Here is a 17,390-nt window from a genome sequence, read left to right on the forward strand (position 1 = left end):
GCGGCTCGGTAAGCAGGAACGCGCATTATGACCTTCACCGTCACTGCCCATGCGCCCGAAACCGCCCGCCGCAACGGCATTATGCACACCAGCTCTCGCATCGTGCCGGAAGAGGTGCCGATCGCCTTTTCCTACGGCGGCAGTTCGCATGCGGTGATGATGGCAACACCTGCGGATCTCGAGGATTTTGCCCTCGGATTCAGTCTGACCGAAGGGATCATTGCCGGGCCGGCGGAGATATCGGGCGTGGAGGTCATCGAGGGTGAGCCGGGGATCGATGTGCAGGTGAGCCTGGTCGACGATGTCGCCGATCGGCTGCGGGCACGGCGCCGCAGCATGGCGGGGCCGGTCGGCTGCGGGCTCTGCGGCATCGAATCGATCGAACAGGCGGTACGGCCGGTGCCTGATGTTTCGACATCGCCGCTGGCGCTGTCGCATGCGGATATCGTCCGCGCCGTTTCGCTTCTGAACGAGGCACAGCCGCTGCATCGTGAGACACGGGCGGTGCATGGCGCCGGGTTCTATCTTCCCGGCAGAGGGCTGATTGCCGTGCGCGAAGATGTCGGCCGGCACAATGCGCTGGACAAGCTCTGCGGCGCCGTCATCCGCGCCAGTGAAAGAGGCGGCGACGGCGCCGTCGTCGTCACCAGCCGGCTTTCCGTCGAGATGGTGCAGAAGGCGGCGATCCTCGGCAGCCCTGTGCTTATCGCCATTTCCGCCCCGACGGCTCTCGCCATCCGCACGGCCGAAGAAGCCGGCATGACGCTCGTCGCACTGGTGCGCGGTGAGGATTTCGAGATTTTCACCCACCCGCACCGCATCTCGCCCGGAAGCATTGCCGATGTCGCATGATACCAAAACCAAGCTCGTCTATATGGCAAACCAGATCGCCACCTTCTTCAAGAGCCAGCCGGAAAGCGAGGCCGCGCAGGGGGTCGCCACCCATATCAACAAATTCTGGGACCCGCGCATGCGGCGGCAATTGTTCGAAATTCTGGAGAATGAGGAGAACGGCCTGGATGCACTCGTGCTTCAGGCCGTTCCTCTTATCCGAAAGCCGGAGCCGGTAACACACTAAAGCGCGTTCCTCGAGCTTTAGGTATTTATTTCAATGCTTTAGTTCAAAAAAAGCGAGGATCGGTCCGTGCGGGAGGGAAGGCAGGAGCAACCTGCCTGCGCAAAAGCTGAAATCAAAGCAGATTTGTATCAAGGAGGATTTTCATGACCGCAGCGGAAAGACAGACAGATGGGGCGTTGGCGGGGGTAGGCCTGCTCGATCGTGAAAGGATCATCGCAAGGCCCGGGTTCAATCGGTGGCTGGTGCCGCCGGCAGCGCTCGCCATCCATCTCTGCATCGGCATGGCCTATGGTTTCAGCGTCTTCTGGCTGCCGCTTTCCAAGTCGCTCGGAATCACGGCCTCGACGGCCTGCCCCGATCTGACCCTCGCCTCGGCGCTGTTCACCACGACCTGCGACTGGCGTGTTGCCGACCTCGGCTGGATCTATACGCTGTTCTTCGTTCTGCTTGGTTCGTCCGCCGCCATCTGGGGCGGCTGGCTCGAGCGGGCCGGTCCGCGCAAGGCGGGCGTCGTTTCCGCTTGCTGCTGGTGCGGCGGCATCATTCTTGCCGCCATCGGCGTCATCACTCATCAGCTCTGGATGATGTGGCTCGGTGCCGGCGTCATCGGCGGCATCGGTCTCGGCCTCGGTTACATCTCGCCGGTCTCGACACTGATCAAGTGGTTTCCCGACCGGCGCGGCATGGCGACCGGCATGGCGATCATGGGCTTCGGCGGCGGTGCGATGATCGGCGCCCCATTGGCCAACCTGCTGATGAATACTTTTAAGACCGACAGTTCGGTCGGCGTCTGGCAGACCTTCATCGTCATGGCGGCGATCTATTTCGTCTTCATGATGGGCGGTGCCTTCGGCTATCGCATTCCGCCGGCCGGCTGGCGTCCCGAGGGTTGGACACCGCCTGTGGCCAAGAGCACGATGATCACCACCAAACATGTGCACCTGCGCGATGCCCACAAGACTAAGCAGTTCTGGCTGATCTGGGCCGTGCTTTGCCTCAACGTTTCGGCCGGTATCGGCGTTCTCGGCATGGCCTCGCCGATGCTGCAGGAAATCTTCGCCGGCTCGCTGATCGGCCTGCCGGACGTCGGCTTCGCCCAGCTCGACGCCGGCCAGAAGGCATCGATCGCCACGATCGCCGCCGGTTTTGCCGGTTTGCTGTCGCTCTTCAACATCGGCGGACGATTCTTCTGGGCGTCGCTGTCCGACAAGATCGGCCGCAAGAATACCTATTATTGCTTCTTCGTCCTTGGCATCGTGCTCTATGCATTGGCGCCCACCTTCGCGGGCATGGGCAACAAGGCGCTGTTCGTTCTTTCCTTCGGCATCATCCTGTCGATGTATGGTGGCGGCTTCGCGACCATACCGGCCTATCTTGCCGATATTTTCGGCACCCAGTTCGTCGGCGCCATCCACGGCCGGCTGCTGACCGCCTGGGCAACGGCCGGCATCGTCGGTCCCGTCGTCGTCAACTATATCCGCGAAGCGCAGATCGCCGCCGGCGTCGCGCCCGGTCCAACCCTCTATACCGGCACCATGTATATCCTCGCCGGCATGCTGGCGCTCGGGCTCATTGCCAATTCGCTGATCAGGCCGCTTTCGGACAAGTGGTTCATGTCCGATGGCGAGGTCGCTGCGCTGCAGGCGAAGTCGGCGGCCGTCAATGCCGGTCCGACGGGTTCCTTCGGCATCGGCACAGGCGGGCTGGACGCCAAGGCGATGCTTGCCTGGGCCGTCGTCGGCGTGCCGTTGCTCTGGGGTGTCTGGGTGACGCTGCGGGCGACTTTGGCGCTGTTCGGCTGAGCCATCAAAGCGCGTCGCATGGGTGTTCATACGACGCGTTTATCTTCGTAGACGGTGCAATCTGATCAAAGTGCCGCCTGGCGGCGGCACAGTAAGATGACGATGTGCGGAGACTGGGATCAGAACTCTTCCCAGCTCTGGGCGGTTGCAGCGGCAGTCCCGTGCGCCTTTGCGACACGTGAAACAAGATGCAGCGCCGGTGAGCCCGTCTGTCTTGCCTCATGCCTGCCTGTGGTCTGGGTCTGGCCTGGCAGACGGAACCTCGTCAGCAGAACACGCAGCGTTTCGGCCTCTCTCGCAAGGCTGTGGCTGGCAGCGGTGCTCTCCTCGACCATGGCGGCATTCTGCTGGGTTGCCTGATCCAGCGTATTGACCGCCTGGTTGATTTCCTTGAGGCCGGTTGCCTGCTCCCTGGAGGCTTCGACGATGGCGACGACGTTGCCGTCGATATCGCCGACCTGGGCGACGATCTCCTCGAGCGCTTTACCGGTTTGGCCGACGAGGCCGACGCCGTTCCTGACATGCTCGCCCGACGTGTTGATCAGCGTCTTGATCTCCTTGGCGGCGTTAGCGGAGCGCTGGGCGAGCTCCCTGACCTCCTGGGCCACTACGGCGAAGCCCTTGCCGGCTTCGCCGGCGCGGGCCGCCTCGACGCCGGCATTCAATGCCAGGAGATTGGTCTGGAAGGCGATATCGTCGATGACGCCGATGATGTTGGTGATTTCGCGGGAGGACTGTTCGATCTGGCCCATGGCGGCGACGGCATTGCGGACCACGATACCGGACTGCTCGGCGCCCTGCTTGGTCATGGCGACAAGGCGGCCGGCCTCATCGGCGCGACGGCTGGAATCGTTGACGGTGGTGGTGATCTCTTCCAGCGCGGCTGCGGTTTCTTCGATGGATGCGGCTTGCTGTTCCGTCCGCTTGGAGAAGGAGTCCGCCGATGCGCCAATCTCGCGTGAGCCGGAGGCGATCGCGCTGGCATTCTCGCCGATCGTCTTCATCGTCTCGGCAAGACCTTTGATTGCGGTGTTGAAATCGTGCCGCAACTGTTCCATCGACGGGACGAAGGGCGTGTCCACCGTCCGTGTCAGATCACCTTCGGACAGCTGGCGCAGCGCGCCACCAAGCAGTGAAATCGCGCTCATGCGTTGGGTGACGTCGGTTGCGAACTTCACGACCTTGTAGACCTTGCCGTCGGCATCGACGATCGGGTTATAGGCAGCCTGGATCCAGATTTCGCGGCCGTCCTTGCCGAAGCGGACGAATTCGTTGGCAATGAATTCGCCATTGGCAAGACGGCGCCAGAAGCTGCCGTAATCCTCGGTGCTGACATAGGCCGGATCGCAGAATATGCTGTGATGCTTGCCGGAGATCTCGGCCAGGGAGTATCCCATGGCTTTGCAGAAATTCTCATTCGCGGTCAGGATCTCGCCCTTCGGGGTGAATTCGATCGCCGCCTGCGAACGCGAGATCGCCTCCAGCTTGCCGGAATCCTCGACCGCCTGCTTCTTGGCGGCAGTGATGTCGGCCGCGAATTTCACCACCTTGAATGGCTTGCCGCCCTTAAGAACAGGATTGTAGGAAGCCTGGATCCATATCTCTCTGTTGCCCTTGGCGAGACGCTTGTAAGCACCGGCATCATATTCGCCGCGCCCGAGCCGTGCCCAGAAGGCACGATATTCAGGCGTTGCCGTATAGGCCGGCTCGCAGAACATGCTGTGATGCTTGCCGACGATCTCGCTCAGGCGATAACCAAGTGCATTGCAGAAATTCTCGTTCGCCGTGAGGATATTTCCCTTGAGATCGAATTCGATAATCGCCTGCGATTTGGAAATGGCATTGAGAATATATTTCGAATCGGAAGATAGACCAAACATTCCCGTCCCTCTGAAATGCACAGTTTTCTGCTGCTTCGTCTGGCAAGGCGAAGCCGATCGGACAAGGAATGCCGGTGATGAGAAGACAGACAGTACTGGTTGTCATTCCCAGATTGGCGGAAAACGTGTCATCCTTGAGTATCCCATGATGACGGAACGTGGTTAATTTCCGGTATAGAAGCTGTTTCTAATCAAAAGCGCCAAGGCGGATGGTGGCGGCCGAGGCTTGCTCGCGATGCGCAACAAAAAACCGCCCGTGTGGGCGGTTTTTATTGAGAATTATATTGGCCGATCAGGCCGCCAGTTCATCCGTCTCGTTTTCCTTGAACATCTTGGCGAGGTTCAGGAAGCAGATCATTCCGTTTTCCGAGGCAATGATACCTTCGCAATAAGCGCGGTCGAAGGAGGCGGTCACTTCGGGCACCGGCTGGACCTGGCTGGAGGAGATGGTGAGGATATCCGAGACGCGGTCAACAAGCATGCCGATGACCATGCTGTGAACTTCGGCGACGACGATGGCGCTGCGCTCATTGGCGACCGTGCTTTTCATGCCGAGTTTGAAAGCAAGATCGATGATCGGGATCACCGAGCCGCGCAGGTTCATGACACCGATGACATCGGCCGGCGCATGCGGGATCGGCGTCGACGGCGCCCAGCCGCGGATTTCGCGGATGGTCGTGGTCTTGACGCAGAATTCCTGGTCATGCAGGCGGAAGGCAATAATTTCGAGCGTATCGCCGCTGAAGTTAGTCGAATTGATCGTGGCCATTAGAATTCTTCCCAACTATCGTAAGCCAGGGCAGAAGCGGATGCGCCACCATTGGCGCGGCCAAGCTTTGCCTTCATACCACGCGATGGCTTTGCGCTCGGCGAAGCATCGTTACGGTTATCGACGACATTAGCGAAAGAGTGTTGCCCAAATCTAAATCGGGAGACGCGATTGCGAAGGTTTTTAATCTCGGATGAAAACCAGGCGGTTTTGCTGTCGATCTCTTCCAGCCGATCTCCGGCATTCAGGATCTTCCATGCATGTTCGAGGTCGTGAAGAAGAATTGCACCGATTTACTCAGCCTATCGTCTTCTCAATCTGCGAGACTGCCCAATCCACCTGCTCTTTGGTGATGACCAGCGGCGGAGCGAGGCGAATTGTGTGGTCGTGGGTATCCTTGGCGAGAAGGCCGCGCTCTTTCAGCGCATGGCAATATTGCCGTGCGCCGCCGGCTTCGGGTTCCAGTTCGATGGCCATCATCAGGCCACGGCCGCGCACGTCCCTGACGATGTTCGAGCGGATCGACCCGAGGCCTTCGAGGAAGTAGTCGCCCATGACAGCGGCGTTCTCGATCATGCCCTCTTCCGTCAGCACCTTGAGCGCGGCACGCGCTACTGCGCAGGCGAGTGGATTGCCGCCGAAGGTCGAGCCGTGTTGGCCGGGCTGCAGCACGCCCAGAACTTCGGAATTCGAAAGCACGGCCGACACGGGATAGAAGCCGCCGGACAGCGCCTTGCCGATAAGCGTCACGTCGGCCTCGATGCCTTCGTGCTCCTCCGCCAGCAGCTTGCCGGTACGGCCGAGGCCGGTCTGGATCTCGTCGAGGATGAGGGTGACGTTGTTTGCCGTGCAGAGTTCGCGGATGCGGGTGAAATAACCTGCCGGCGGAATGATGACGCCGGCTTCCCCTTGAATCGGCTCGATCAGGGCGGCCACCGTATTGGCATTGATTGCGGCGGCGAAAGCCTCGGCATCGCCGAAGGGAATGATGCGGAAGCCTGGCGTATAGGGACCGAAGCCGGCGCGGGCTTCGGGATCGGTGGAGAAACTGATGATGCTCAGCGTCCGACCATGGAAATTATCAGCGCAGACGATGATCTCCGCCTTGCCTTCCGGCACGCCCTTGACCTCGTATCCCCATTTGCGCACCGCCTTGATGGCGGTCTCCACCGCTTCGGCGCCGGAATTCATCGGCAGGATCTTGTGGGAGCCGGTGAGAGCCGCAAGCTCTTCGTAGAGATAGGCGAGCTGGTCGTTGCGGAAGGCGCGGGAAGTGAGCGTCAGCCTGCCCGCCTGCTCGACCATGGCGGCGAGGATCTTCGGATGACAATGGCCCTGGTTGACGGCGGAATAGGCCGAGAGGCAATCGAGATAACGGTTGCCGTCGGTATCCCAGACATAAACACCTTCGCCACGCGTCAGCACCACGTCGAGCGGCTTGTAGTTATGGGCGCCGAGCCGTTGTTCCGTGGCGATCAGTTTTTCCGAAGTGTTCATGGCCGTTCTCCCTCTAGTTTTATTTCAACGCATGTCGCTATCGCAAAACCGCTGCACACTTTTGCCTGACATGCTCTTATGCGGCGCGTGTCGGGCGATCGAAGATGCGGCGGCCGAAGAGGCTTGCCGTCAGCTCCACCAGGATGCGGGCGCTCTTGCCGCGATCGTCGAGAAACGGATTGAGTTCGACGAGATCGAGCGACGAGACGAGGCCGCTGTCCGAGAGCATTTCCATCACCAGATGCGCCTCGCGAAAAGTCGCGCCACCCGGGACCGTCGTGCCGACACCGGGAGCGATCTCGGGATCGAGGAAATCGAGGTCGAGGCTGACGTGCAGCAGGCCGTTTGCCCTGGTCACGACATCGAGGATCTCACGCATGATGGCGCCGATGCCCTGCTCGTCGATCGCGCGCATGTCGAAGACATTGACACCGTGTTCGTGGATTTCCTCGCGCTCGCGCGCATCGACCGAACGGATGCCGACCTGGAAGACATTCTTTGGATCGACGAACGGACGTCCCTTCGGCAGGATCTCGGCGAACTCCGCCTCGCCACAGAAGAAGGCGACAGGCATACCGTGAATATTGCCGGACGGCGACGTGGCCGGAGAATTGAAATCGGCATGGGCATCAAGCCAGAGGACGAAGAGCGGGCGGTCTTTGCTGGCGGCATAGCGGGCCATGCCGGAAACGCTGCCCATGGAAAGGCTGTGGTCGCCGCCGAGAATCAGCGGAAAACGGCCGGAGGCGGCCACGTCGTAGACGCTACTTTCGAGGGCGCGCGTGAAGGCGCCGACGATCCTCAGATTGTGGGCCTTCGGGTGGTTCGGCAGATCCATCGCCGGCACGATCCTGAGATCGCCGATATCGGCGACGTCATGGCCAAGCTCGATCAGCGTCTGGTCGACGCCGGCAATGCGCAGGGCCGCAGGGCCCATGGCAGCCCCTCTGCGGCCGGAGCCTTCTTCCAGCGGCGCGCCGATGAGGGTGACAGATCGCGATTGGGTATTCATTTTGGAGGGCTCCGTGTTGAGGCCTGTTTCGGCCGATAGTGGGATAAAGGGCTGGCGGCAAAAAGATGGAAAAGTGTCAGAAATGGACTATGATTGCGCAGATTGATAAACCTATTTTGACAAAGTGATCAGCGTGGATGATCTCGACACTGAACTTCTGAGTGCACTTCGCCATAACGCCCGGATTTCCGTCTCTTCGCTTGCGGCATTGACGGGTGCATCACGGGCAACGGTTGCCGCCCGGATCGAGCGGCTGGTCGCCAGCGGCACCATCGTCGGCTTCACCATCCGCACCGGTCATGAGACGCGGTCCGCCGGCGTGCGCGCCATCGTCATGATCGAGGTGCTCGGCAAGCTCGCCGACAGGGTGGCCGATCAGTTGAGGGGCCTACCGCAGGTGCGGGCGCTTCACAGCACCAACGGCAAATGGGATTTCGTCGCCGAACTCGAGGATCGCGACCTTGCTGCCTTCGACGAGACGCTGCACCGGATCCGGCTGATCAATGGAATCAATTCGACAGAAACCAACATCCTTCTCAAGACCAGCAAAACCGGTTTCTAAGCCGGGTTAGAGCTTTTGCATGCCATCGGTCCAAAGCCGCTGCCAGCTTCGGGCGAGATGGATCAATATTCCCGTTCGTAGACAATCCCGGCTTCGCCCTCACCGTTGCCACCGGCCCCCCCGCGCAGCTTGACGCCGCGGCCGACATCGAGGTTGATCACCGCCTTGGCGCCAGCCGAACCGCCCTGCTGCAATTCGAAATAGGTGCGATCGTTAAGATAGCGGCCGACGCTGACGCTCGTCTGGCCCTTGGAATCGGTGCTGACGTCGAAATCGTCGACGCCAAGCTGATTGCGCAGGCCTTCGAAAAGCGAGGTCGAGCGGTTGCCGGCCAGCTGACTGACGGCGTCGGCGAGCTGGGCGATCTGCACCGGCGAGAGTTTCGACATCGACTGGCCGAAGATCAGCTGCGCCAGCACCTCGTCCTGCGGCAGCTGGGGCGAGGAGGAAAAGGTAATCGCGGGGTCGGTGGCGAGACCCGCGACGTCGACGGTCAGCGTCGTCGAGCCGGAGGCCGAGGTCGCTTCCATATCGAGCGCCGGCGTCAGGTCGCCGGCGAAGGTGATCCTGCTCTTGTCGGAGAAATCCAGGCGGCGGTTGAGAATGGTCATGCGACCGCGGCGCATGATGAAACCGCCGGTCACGATGGGTGCAGCCGCTGTTCCGCGGATGGTCACCCGGCCGCCAAGCTCGGCATCGATGCCGCGGCCGCGTACGAAGATATGCGAGGGCGCATCGATTTCGAGATCCAGTGTGATCACGGAGGATTTCTCGCCGGGTTTCCGCTCACCGTCATCGCGCAGCTGCGCAAGCACCGCCCGCGGCGCATTCTTATGCCGGATGTCGACTTCTCTCAGCGAGGTCGGCAATTTTTCCGGGACCGTGATCGAGGTTTTGTCGAGCCGAAGCTTGCCGCTCAGCGTCGCATTCATGATCGGCCCGCGCAGGCCGACCGTGCCATTGACGGTCGAGACGACAAGCGTTCCATCGACATAGACCGCCTTGTCGAGCTTGATCGAAATGTCAGCGGGAAAGCCGCCGGCCGGCTGGATGCCGATGGTGCCGCTGGCCGAAATCGTGCCGCCGCCGCCAAGGTTGCCGCTGAGGCGCGATATCACCGCCTGGCTGCCATTGAAGGTCACGGTCGCCGCAAGATTGTTGACGGCAAGATTGCGTCGGACGTCGACGAGCTTGGCGCCTGATGTCGAGACAGTGCCGTTGATAACGGGCGCTGCGGCCGTTCCGCCAATCTGGAGGTTGACGGTGGCGACCCCGTCCGCAACGAGGCCCTGCTGCGCAAGCGGGGCGCCGAGCACGGCGAAAGGAAGATTGCCGTTGAATCGCATGTCGAGGGCGCGATTGCCTGTGATCACGACACTGCCGCCGCCTTTCAGCGACATGCCGGCGTCACCGGCAAGGCTGGTGTCGACCGTCAGCCTGTTTCCGGCAAGTTTGCCTGATGCACCGATGCTGAACGGCGAAAGGCCGGCACCTTTGGTCTGGCTCGTCGCCGCGTTCTTCCAGTCGACCTTGAAGTCGACGGAGGGCGCCGATAGCGCGCCGGTGGCCTTTGCGGTTGCTGAGACCGCGCCCTCGGCTGCAAGGCCGGGAACGAAGCCGTTGGCGATGCTGGCCGGAAGATTGGTGGTATTCGCCGTAACATCGAGAGACTTGATCGACGTGCCTGCGATGGCGAGATTGCCGGTGGCTTTCAGCGCAATGCCGCCGCTGCCGTTGAGCGCGGCATCAAAATCCAGCCTGTCACCGGCGTATTTTCCGGTCGCCGCCAGCGCAAGGCGGGAAAGGCCGGCAGCCTTGGTGTGGCTGGTCGCGGCATCTTTCCAGTTGAGCTTGAAATCGACGATCGGATTTGCCGGCGTTCCCGACGTTATGGCGCTTGCCGAAAGCGTGCCCTCGGCACCGAGACCGGGAACGAAAGCATTTGCGATATTTGCCGGCAGCGCCGGGATATCGGCATTGATCGAAAGGTCCCGGATGGCCGTTCCCGCGATCGTGACGCCGCCCGTCGCCTTGGCCAACACGCCGTCCTTGCCGGCGAGATTGGCATCGAAATCGACCCGGTCGTTGGCGAACTTGCCGGACGCCGCAGCACTCAGGCCCGAAAGGCCGCTGCTCTTGGTCTGGGCGGTCGCAGCGTTCTTCCAGTCGAGTTTGAAATCGACGGCCGGTTTCGGAAGCGCTCCGGAGGCAGATGCCGTTCCCGACACCGTGCCCTCTGCGCCAAGACCCGGGACGAAGCCGTTGGCGAGGCCTGCCGGCAGGTTGGCGAGATCGGCCTTGACGTCGAGGGTTTTAACGGAGGTGCCTGATATCGCGACGTTGCCGGCGGCCTTCAGCGAGAGGCCGTCCTGGCCGGCGAGATTGGCATCGAAATCGAGCCGGTCGTCGGCGAAGCGTCCGGATGTGGTGAGCGCGAGGCCCGAGAGATGAGCGCTTCTGGTCTGGCTGGTCGCAGCATCCGTCCAGTCGAGCTTGAAGTCGGCTTTCGGTGCGGCGAGTGTCCCTGAGGCGGACGCAGTGCCGGATATCGTGCCGCCGGCCGCCAGATTGGGAACGAACGCATTTGCGAGACTGGCCGGAAGCTTGGCAATCTCGGCATCGACCTTGATGCTGTCGATCGCCGTGCCGGCGAGTGCGACATTGCCCATGGCCTTCAGTGAGAGGTCTTTATCGCCGCTGACTGCAGCATTGAAATCAAGCTTGTTTTCAGCAAATTTTCCCGATGCGGTCACGCCGAGCGCTGCAAGGCCGGCACGCTTCGTGTGGCTCGTCGCCGCGTCTTTCCAAGTGAGATCGAAATCTGCATTCGGAACCGGGAGGGATCCCGTGGCCGAGATCTTTCCTGAGATCGCACCTTCGGCGGCGAGATCGGCGACGAAGCTGTTTGCGATATTTGCCGGAACATTCGCCAGTGTGGCGTCGACCGTGAGGTTGTCGATCGTCGTGCCCGTGATGGCGACATTGCCGATTGCCTTTAAGGAGAGGCTGTTGGCGCCGCCAACCACCGCATTGAAATCAAGCTTGTTGTCGGCAAATTTTCCCGATGCGGTCACGCCGAGCGCTGCAAGGCCGGCGCGTTTCGTGTGGCTCGTCGCCGCGTCTTTCCAAGTGAGATCGAAATCGGCACTCGGGGCGGAAAGCGACCCGCTGGCCGCGATCTTTCCGGAGATCACGCCTTCGGCGGCGAGATCGGCGACGAAGCTGTTGGCGATATTTGCCGGGACATTTGCCAGCGCTGCATCGACCTTGACGTTGTCGATCGTCGTGCCGGTGATGGCGACATTGCCGGTTGCTTTCAGCGAGAGGCTGTTGGCGCCGTCGACCACTGTATTGAAATCGAGCTTGCTATCGGCGAATTTTCCGGATGCCTTCACGCCGAGATCCGCAAGGCCGGCACGCTTCGTGTGGCTCGTCGCCGCGTCTTTCCAGTTGAGATCGAAATTGGCGGTCGGCGCAGCGAGGGAGCCGGAGGCCGCCACTTTTCCTGTAATCGTGCCTGCGGCGGCGAGATCGGGAACGAAACCGTTGGCGATGCGGGCAGGCAGGTTGAGGATATCGGCGTTGACATCAAGCACCGGTGCCTTCGGGTCGGCGAGCGCGACATTGCCGGCGGCCTTCAGCGAGAGGCCGTCATTGCTGCCGACCGTCGTGTCGAAATCGAGCTTGTTGTCGGCGAATTTGCCGCCGGCGGTGATGTCGAGCGGCGCCAGGCCGGCGCCCTTGGTCTGGCCCGTAGTCGCATCCTTCCAGCCGAGCTTGAAGTCGGCGACCGGTGCTGCCGGCGTTCCCGTCACGACAATCGTTCCGGAGATCGTGCCGCCGGCTGAAAGGTTGGGCACGAAACCGTTGGCGAGCGCTGCCGGCAGCTCGCGGATATCTGCATCAAGCTTCAGCGTTTCGCCGGCGGAACCGGTAACGGTTACCGAGCCGGTGCCGGTTTTCAGCATCAGTCCGTTCAGATTGGCGGCGCCGCCGCCGATGGCGACCTGCGTCGGTGCGGCCAGCTCGATCGGGATATTGCGGGGGCTTGCCGAGAAGCGATCAAGGTTCAGGTGGATCGTGCCGTCCTGAGCCTCGATATTGCCCGCGGCCAGCACGGGATTGCCGTCATAGGCAGCATCGAGATCGAAGTCGGTATGGTTCTGCTGCTTGGTAAAACCCAGCGAAAGGCCGGCAAGCTTGTTCGTTCCGGCGCTTACCCCCTCGGCCTTGATAGTGCCGTTTGCGGCAAGGGCATTGAGATCGCTGATCGTGACATCGATATCCGGCTTGACGATCGCAAGCGTATCACGGTGGATCGAGCCGCCCGTTGCAAGCAGCTTGAGCGCAATCCTGCCACTGTCGCTGCTGACGCCGAGCGAACCCTTGAGATCGCCTTCGGCCTTCTGCCCGCCGAGTGCGGCGAGCAGGCCGACATTGGGGAAATCGAAGGTCAGTGCGGCTGTTGGCTCCAGGGTCGGCGAGAATTCCGCATTGCCGGTCAGTCGGTTGCCGCCGATATCGGCGGTCAGCGCCGGAATGCTTATCTTGCCGTCCTGCGAGGTGATGTCGCCGTTGATGCCGATCGGTTGGCCATCGATCGTGCCGGTGGCGGCGATCCTGCCCTGCGGCGCCTTGGGATCGGCGAGACCCGACAGGTCGATATTGAGGTTGCCGAGCACGCGGTCGGCCATTTCAAGGCTGGCGGCCTTGAGATTGGCCGTCACGGAGATTGCCGGGAGCTCACCTCCCACTCTCAACGCATAACCCGCGCCACCACTGGCGCCGGGGATGAGCTTGCCGACGTCAGGCAGCCGGCCGGAGAGATCGGCATTCAACATCCCGCCGTCGAGTGCGACGTTGCCGGCGGCTTCGAGCGTGCCGGATTTCAGGACGAGATTGGACAGTGCGAATTTTGACGGGATGGTGCCGACCACCTGGCTTTCGAGCGAGATCGGTCCGTCGAACCTGCTTGTCATCGCAGCCGGGAGGGCCGCGGGGTTGACTGTGAGCTTGAGGTTGCCGGTCAGCGCTTTGTCCGCCAGCCGGTAGGAGCCATTGAGGCCGCCGTTGATATTGGCGCTTTCGACGGTGGTACCGTTGAAGCCGATGCCGGAGGGCGAGATCTGCAGCGGCGAGGCGATCGTGACGGGGCCTTGGACGGCGCGATTGAGGTTCGGGTCGGTGAAGGTCGTATCGCCGGCAACAAGGCGCAGCTGGACGCTGCCGGAACGGGCGGCGAGATTGAAGGCGTCGCTCTTTGCGGTCAGCTTGATGTTGCCGATATTGGCCTGCGGAAGGGTTGCGGTGTCGAGCGAGCCGCTGACGTTCAGTCGGGCGGCCTGGGCATCGCCGGTTAGCGCCAGGTTGAGGCCAGAAATGAGGAAGCGCGCTTCGCCTTCAGCGAGTGGCCAGCGGAAATCGACTGGCCCCGACGTACCGAGCAGATTGGCGTTCAGGCTGTTGTTGCCGGCTGGATCGAGGGTGCCCGAGGCGGCGATCACGACGCTGCCGGTGGCGATATTGCCGGTCTGGATATCGATCTTGCCGCGGTCGTCGAAGGTGGTGGCAAGATCGATATTGGTCTGGCCGGCAAAAAGCGGCCGGAATGCCGATGGAAGCAGCGAGCTCAAGTCACCGCCGCCCTTGAGGTCGAGGTGGTGCAATCCGTCTGCCGTGATCTGATGCCGGGCTTCGATTGCGGCGCGCTGCTGTCCGTCGAGGGCGGCCTGCACTTTACCTTTCCAATCGGATATCGGCCCCTGGCCGTCGAGATCGATATTGACGGCCGGGCTATCCGGCAAGCCGAGAAAGCCCGCCAGCAGCCCGCCCTTCGGCTCGGAAAGCTGCGTCTTCAGCCGCAGCCGGTTTTCAGCCGGCGCATAGGCGATGTCGGCGGCAAGCCGCGCATCCGGAACCGCGTGACGGCTGACATTGACGACGGCCTCGCCGCCATCGCCGTTCGCCGAAAGGCTGCCTTCGGCGGCGAGCGCAAAGGCGCGGCCGGCAACGGGTGCGGCAAGTTTGATATCGGGCAGCGCGACGCGGTCTATATCGACCTTGATCGGAAGAGCGAATCCGCCGGAATTTTCAGCTCCGGGCCGCGAGGGCAGGGTGCGCACCGGCTTGCGCAGCACGTTGATCGCTTCGATCTCGAAGCGTTTGGCGTGGAAGGTTCCGGTCAGCAGCGCCAGCGGATTCCAGTCGATCGCGATGCCATGAATTTCCGCAAAGACGCCCCTGGTATCGGAGATGGAGATCTCGGCGGCGCGAAGCCCGCCGGTCAGAAGACCTTGCGGTTCACGAACCTGGATCGTCATGTCGCGGTTGGAAAGCGTGGAGGCTATCTTTTCGGTGACGATGCGGGCGCCAAAACTGGTGAAGCCGAAGATCGCAAGTGCCGCGACAGCGAGAATCAAAGTGACGCCGACGGCATAGCCGGTCAGCCGTACGATCCAGTTGACGATTTTTGCCAGCATTTGCATCGGCGCGGACACTACCCCGTTTTCATGACGGCTCACAGATCGGAAAACACGGGGGAATCGGCAATTCTAGAAGGATTGGCCGATGCCGGCGTAGATTCCGTAATCTGTGCCATCTTCGTACTTGTTCAGCGGCATGGCAAAATCAAGCCGCAGCGGGCCGAAAGGCGTTGCATATCGTATTCCGGCGCCGGCACCGGCGCGAATATCGGAAAAACCCGGAAAGGTGCTGTCCGATACGGTGCCGACATCGATGAAGGGCACGATGCCGATCGTATCGGTGATCTTGATGCGAGCCTCCAGCGAACCGGTCACATAGGAGCGGCCGCCGGTGGCATCGCCATTGTCGTTATAGGGCGAGATTTCCTGATAGCTGTATCCGCGCACGGAGCCGCCGCCGCCGGCAAAGAAGCGCTGCGTGGCGGGAATATCCCCAATGCTATCGCCGCCGATCAGGACGCCGGCGGCAACCTTGCCGGCAAGCACCACGCCGTCTTCCTGGCCGAACGGCAGATAGCCGGAGATCGAGCCCTCGAATGCCGCATAGGGCGTGGCGTTGAAGATTTCGTAGCCGGGCTTTGCCGAGAATGTCGCGCGATAACCCTCCGTCGGGTTGAACTTGTCGTCGCGTGCGTCGCGATCATATTGGATCGGCAGGGTGAAGGTCAGATAGTCGTTCTCGCCGAAGGCGTCATCGTCGCGCTCCCAGCTGACCTCGCCGCTCGCCGAGACCGTGTCCCGGTCGGTCAGCTCGTAGGAAAGGCCGAGCGAGGCGGTGACGAGCGTCGCGTTATAGGCATCCGGATTTTCGGTCTTGGCGACGATGCCCGCCTTCAGGGTGGCGGCGGGAAAGAAGGCGCCGGGCTTGGTGAAGAGGATGCCGGCGGAATAGTCGAGGCTGCCGACATCCGTCGTTTCGCCAAGCCGCGAGACCGCTCCCTCGATCCTCAGCGTTTCGGCTTCGCCGAATAGGTTGCGGTGGCCCCAATAGCCCTGAATGCCGAAGCCATCGGTGGTGGAATATTGCGCACCGACGCCGAAGTAGCGCCTCTTGCCTTCCGAAACCTCGATCGTCATCGGCAAGGTGCCATCAGGCGCCAGCGCATCCCCTTCGTGAATGGTGACGCTCGAAAAGACGCCGAGGGCGCGAAGCCGCTCGCCGGCTTTCTTCAGCGCTTCCGGGGAGTAGGCTTCGCCCTTGTTCAGCCGGGAATAGCGCTGGATGAAACCTGGCCTGACGGTCTTCTCGCCGGTGACGCCGACATCGCCGATCGGGGCGATGGGACCGCCCTCGGCAGCCAGGACGATATCGACGGTGTCGCTGCTGTGGTCGGCGACGACCTTGCGTTCGGTCAATTTGGCGAAGGGCCGGCCTTCGCTCTTCAATTGTTCGACGATCTTGTCGCCGGCCCTGATAATCGCCAGCGAGCCGGCCTGCGCACCGGGGGCGAGGTCGTAATCGGCGGGATTATGGTTTGCGGCATCGCCGCCGAACTGTACCTCCCTGACCTTGAAAACGGGGCCGGGAGCAATGTCGACAGTGACGGGGATCGGCCCTGACCGGTCGAATGTCGGATTGGGCGGCAGGTCGTCGATATTCTTGCCGTCGATGGTGATCGTCACCAGGCCGCCATAACGGGCCTTTTCATACAAGGCGGCGATCAGCCGCTCACGGTCGTCGCGCGCCTTGACAACGATGCCGAGATCGCCGGAAACCGGCTGCTTCTGGTCACTGAGGAGACGGGAACTGTTTTCCAGCGCTTCTTTCAGGTCGGGATCGGCGGTATCGGCCCTGAGGTCGACGTGGTAGCGCACCGGATCGGGCACCTGTTCGCCTTCGTCTTCTTCTTTGCCGAAAATGGTGATGCCGAAAAGCTTGAAGGCATAAGCGTCGCCGATCAGGACCGGTGAGAACGCAGCTGCCGCTGCGACTACCATCATGGTGCCTGTTCGCCGATACGCAGTACCTGTTTTCGGGCCTGTCCCTCTGATCCGCATCCGCCGCTTTTGGTTGTGTCTACATTGAAGCTTCGTTGCCCAGCCATGAACAGCTTAGCGACAAAATCGCGCGGGGTGTACCATTTTAAATTGCCAACGCGCTAATTTAGCACAAAAAATCCCGGACGTGTGTCCGGGATTTCCTGAATTTGCCGATTTCCAAGCGCTCTCAGCGCGGGCAACTATCGATGTAGCGGCGGCCGTAGCGGTCGCGATAGTAGCACTGGCCAGGCTGTTCGGCGACGCTGCCGATGAGGGCGCCGGACACGCCGCCGATAGCGGCGCCGACTGCCGCGCCACGGACGTTGCC

10 protein-coding genes are annotated in these 17,390 nt (G+C 61.7%); 4 read left to right on the top strand and 6 right to left on the bottom strand.

What is annotated here, in order from left to right; genetic code table 11:
* The first annotated feature begins 27 nt into the window (after nucleotides 1–27).
* The 3 genes from fdhD to MOV76_RS14075 all read left to right on the top strand — a co-directional run bounded on the left by fdhD (nucleotide 28) and on the right by MOV76_RS14075 (nucleotide 2,880).
* Nucleotides 28–852, top strand: coding sequence for a formate dehydrogenase accessory sulfurtransferase FdhD (gene fdhD, locus MOV76_RS14065; protein ID WP_222285024.1), 825 nt, complete (start codon nucleotides 28–30; stop codon nucleotides 850–852).
* Complete coding sequence (locus tag MOV76_RS14070) at nucleotides 842–1,078, top strand: formate dehydrogenase subunit delta (protein ID WP_018448151.1); 237 nt, start codon at nucleotides 842–844, stop codon at nucleotides 1,076–1,078. Before fdhD ends, MOV76_RS14070 begins: the two co-directional genes overlap by 11 nt.
* 143 nt (nucleotides 1,079–1,221) lie before the next feature.
* On the top strand, nucleotides 1,222–2,880 hold the full coding sequence (locus MOV76_RS14075; protein WP_247264726.1) for an OFA family MFS transporter: 1,659 nt from the start codon (nucleotides 1,222–1,224) through the stop codon (nucleotides 2,878–2,880).
* Nucleotides 2,881–2,999: 119 nt separating this feature from the next.
* On the opposite strand, the gene MOV76_RS14080 is transcribed toward MOV76_RS14075, so the two are convergent.
* The 4 genes from MOV76_RS14080 to rocF form a co-directional block, all read right to left on the bottom strand.
* Complete coding sequence (locus tag MOV76_RS14080) at nucleotides 3,000–4,760, bottom strand: PAS domain-containing methyl-accepting chemotaxis protein (RefSeq protein ID WP_131646867.1); 1,761 nt, start codon at nucleotides 4,758–4,760, stop codon at nucleotides 3,000–3,002.
* Nucleotides 4,761–5,052: 292 nt separating this feature from the next.
* The gene (locus MOV76_RS14085; RefSeq protein WP_003543427.1) at nucleotides 5,053–5,529 is read right to left on the bottom strand and encodes a chemotaxis protein CheW; all 477 of its coding nucleotides are present in this window, start codon (nucleotides 5,527–5,529) and stop codon (nucleotides 5,053–5,055) included.
* 297 nt (nucleotides 5,530–5,826) lie between these two features.
* Nucleotides 5,827–7,026, bottom strand: coding sequence for an ornithine--oxo-acid transaminase (gene rocD, locus MOV76_RS14090; RefSeq protein WP_047620339.1), 1,200 nt, complete (start codon nucleotides 7,024–7,026; stop codon nucleotides 5,827–5,829).
* Nucleotides 7,027–7,102: 76 nt separating this feature from the next.
* Complete coding sequence (rocF, locus tag MOV76_RS14095; protein WP_018243836.1) at nucleotides 7,103–8,038, bottom strand: arginase; 936 nt, start codon at nucleotides 8,036–8,038, stop codon at nucleotides 7,103–7,105.
* A gap of 124 nt (nucleotides 8,039–8,162) precedes the next feature.
* Here rocF and MOV76_RS14100 point away from each other — a divergent pair, with 124 nt between their 5' ends.
* Nucleotides 8,163–8,600, top strand: coding sequence for an Lrp/AsnC family transcriptional regulator (locus tag MOV76_RS14100; RefSeq protein WP_018243835.1), 438 nt, complete (start codon nucleotides 8,163–8,165; stop codon nucleotides 8,598–8,600).
* A gap of 62 nt (nucleotides 8,601–8,662) precedes the next feature.
* On the opposite strand, the gene MOV76_RS14105 is transcribed toward MOV76_RS14100, so the two are convergent.
* Together MOV76_RS14105 and MOV76_RS14110 are read right to left on the bottom strand one after the other, a co-directional pair.
* Nucleotides 8,663–15,085, bottom strand: a complete 6,423-nt coding sequence (locus tag MOV76_RS14105; RefSeq protein WP_247264729.1) for a translocation/assembly module TamB domain-containing protein — start codon at nucleotides 15,083–15,085, stop codon at nucleotides 8,663–8,665.
* A 66-nt stretch (nucleotides 15,086–15,151) separates the two neighbouring features.
* On the bottom strand, nucleotides 15,152–17,080 hold the full coding sequence (locus tag MOV76_RS14110) for an autotransporter assembly complex family protein (RefSeq protein ID WP_247264727.1): 1,929 nt from the start codon (nucleotides 17,078–17,080) through the stop codon (nucleotides 15,152–15,154).
* Nucleotides 17,081–17,390: the final 310 nt, after the last annotated feature.

Origin of the sequence: Rhizobium sp. PRIMUS64, from assembly GCF_023006465.1 — a bacterium.
Lineage (GTDB): Bacteria > Pseudomonadota > Alphaproteobacteria > Rhizobiales > Rhizobiaceae > Rhizobium > Rhizobium leguminosarum.

What these genes read in the sequence shown, in the direction of transcription:
- fdhD (WP_222285024.1), top strand. Translation starts at nt 28, where the DNA reads ATGACCTTCACCGTCACTGCCCATGCGCCCGAAACCGCCCGCCGCAAC.
- MOV76_RS14070 (WP_018448151.1), top strand. Translation starts at nt 842, where the DNA reads ATGTCGCATGATACCAAAACCAAGCTCGTCTATATGGCAAACCAGATC.
- MOV76_RS14075 (WP_247264726.1), top strand. Translation starts at nt 1,222, where the DNA reads ATGACCGCAGCGGAAAGACAGACAGATGGGGCGTTGGCGGGGGTAGGC.
- MOV76_RS14080 (WP_131646867.1), bottom strand. Translation starts at nt 4,760, where the DNA reads ATGTTTGGTCTATCTTCCGATTCGAAATATATTCTCAATGCCATTTCC.
- MOV76_RS14085 (WP_003543427.1), bottom strand. Translation starts at nt 5,529, where the DNA reads ATGGCCACGATCAATTCGACTAACTTCAGCGGCGATACGCTCGAAATT.
- rocD (WP_047620339.1), bottom strand. Translation starts at nt 7,026, where the DNA reads ATGAACACTTCGGAAAAACTGATCGCCACGGAACAACGGCTCGGCGCC.
- rocF (WP_018243836.1), bottom strand. Translation starts at nt 8,038, where the DNA reads ATGAATACCCAATCGCGATCTGTCACCCTCATCGGCGCGCCGCTGGAA.
- MOV76_RS14105 (WP_247264729.1), bottom strand. Translation starts at nt 15,085, where the DNA reads ATGCAAATGCTGGCAAAAATCGTCAACTGGATCGTACGGCTGACCGGC.
- MOV76_RS14110 (WP_247264727.1), bottom strand. Translation starts at nt 17,080, where the DNA reads ATGCGGATCAGAGGGACAGGCCCGAAAACAGGTACTGCGTATCGGCGA.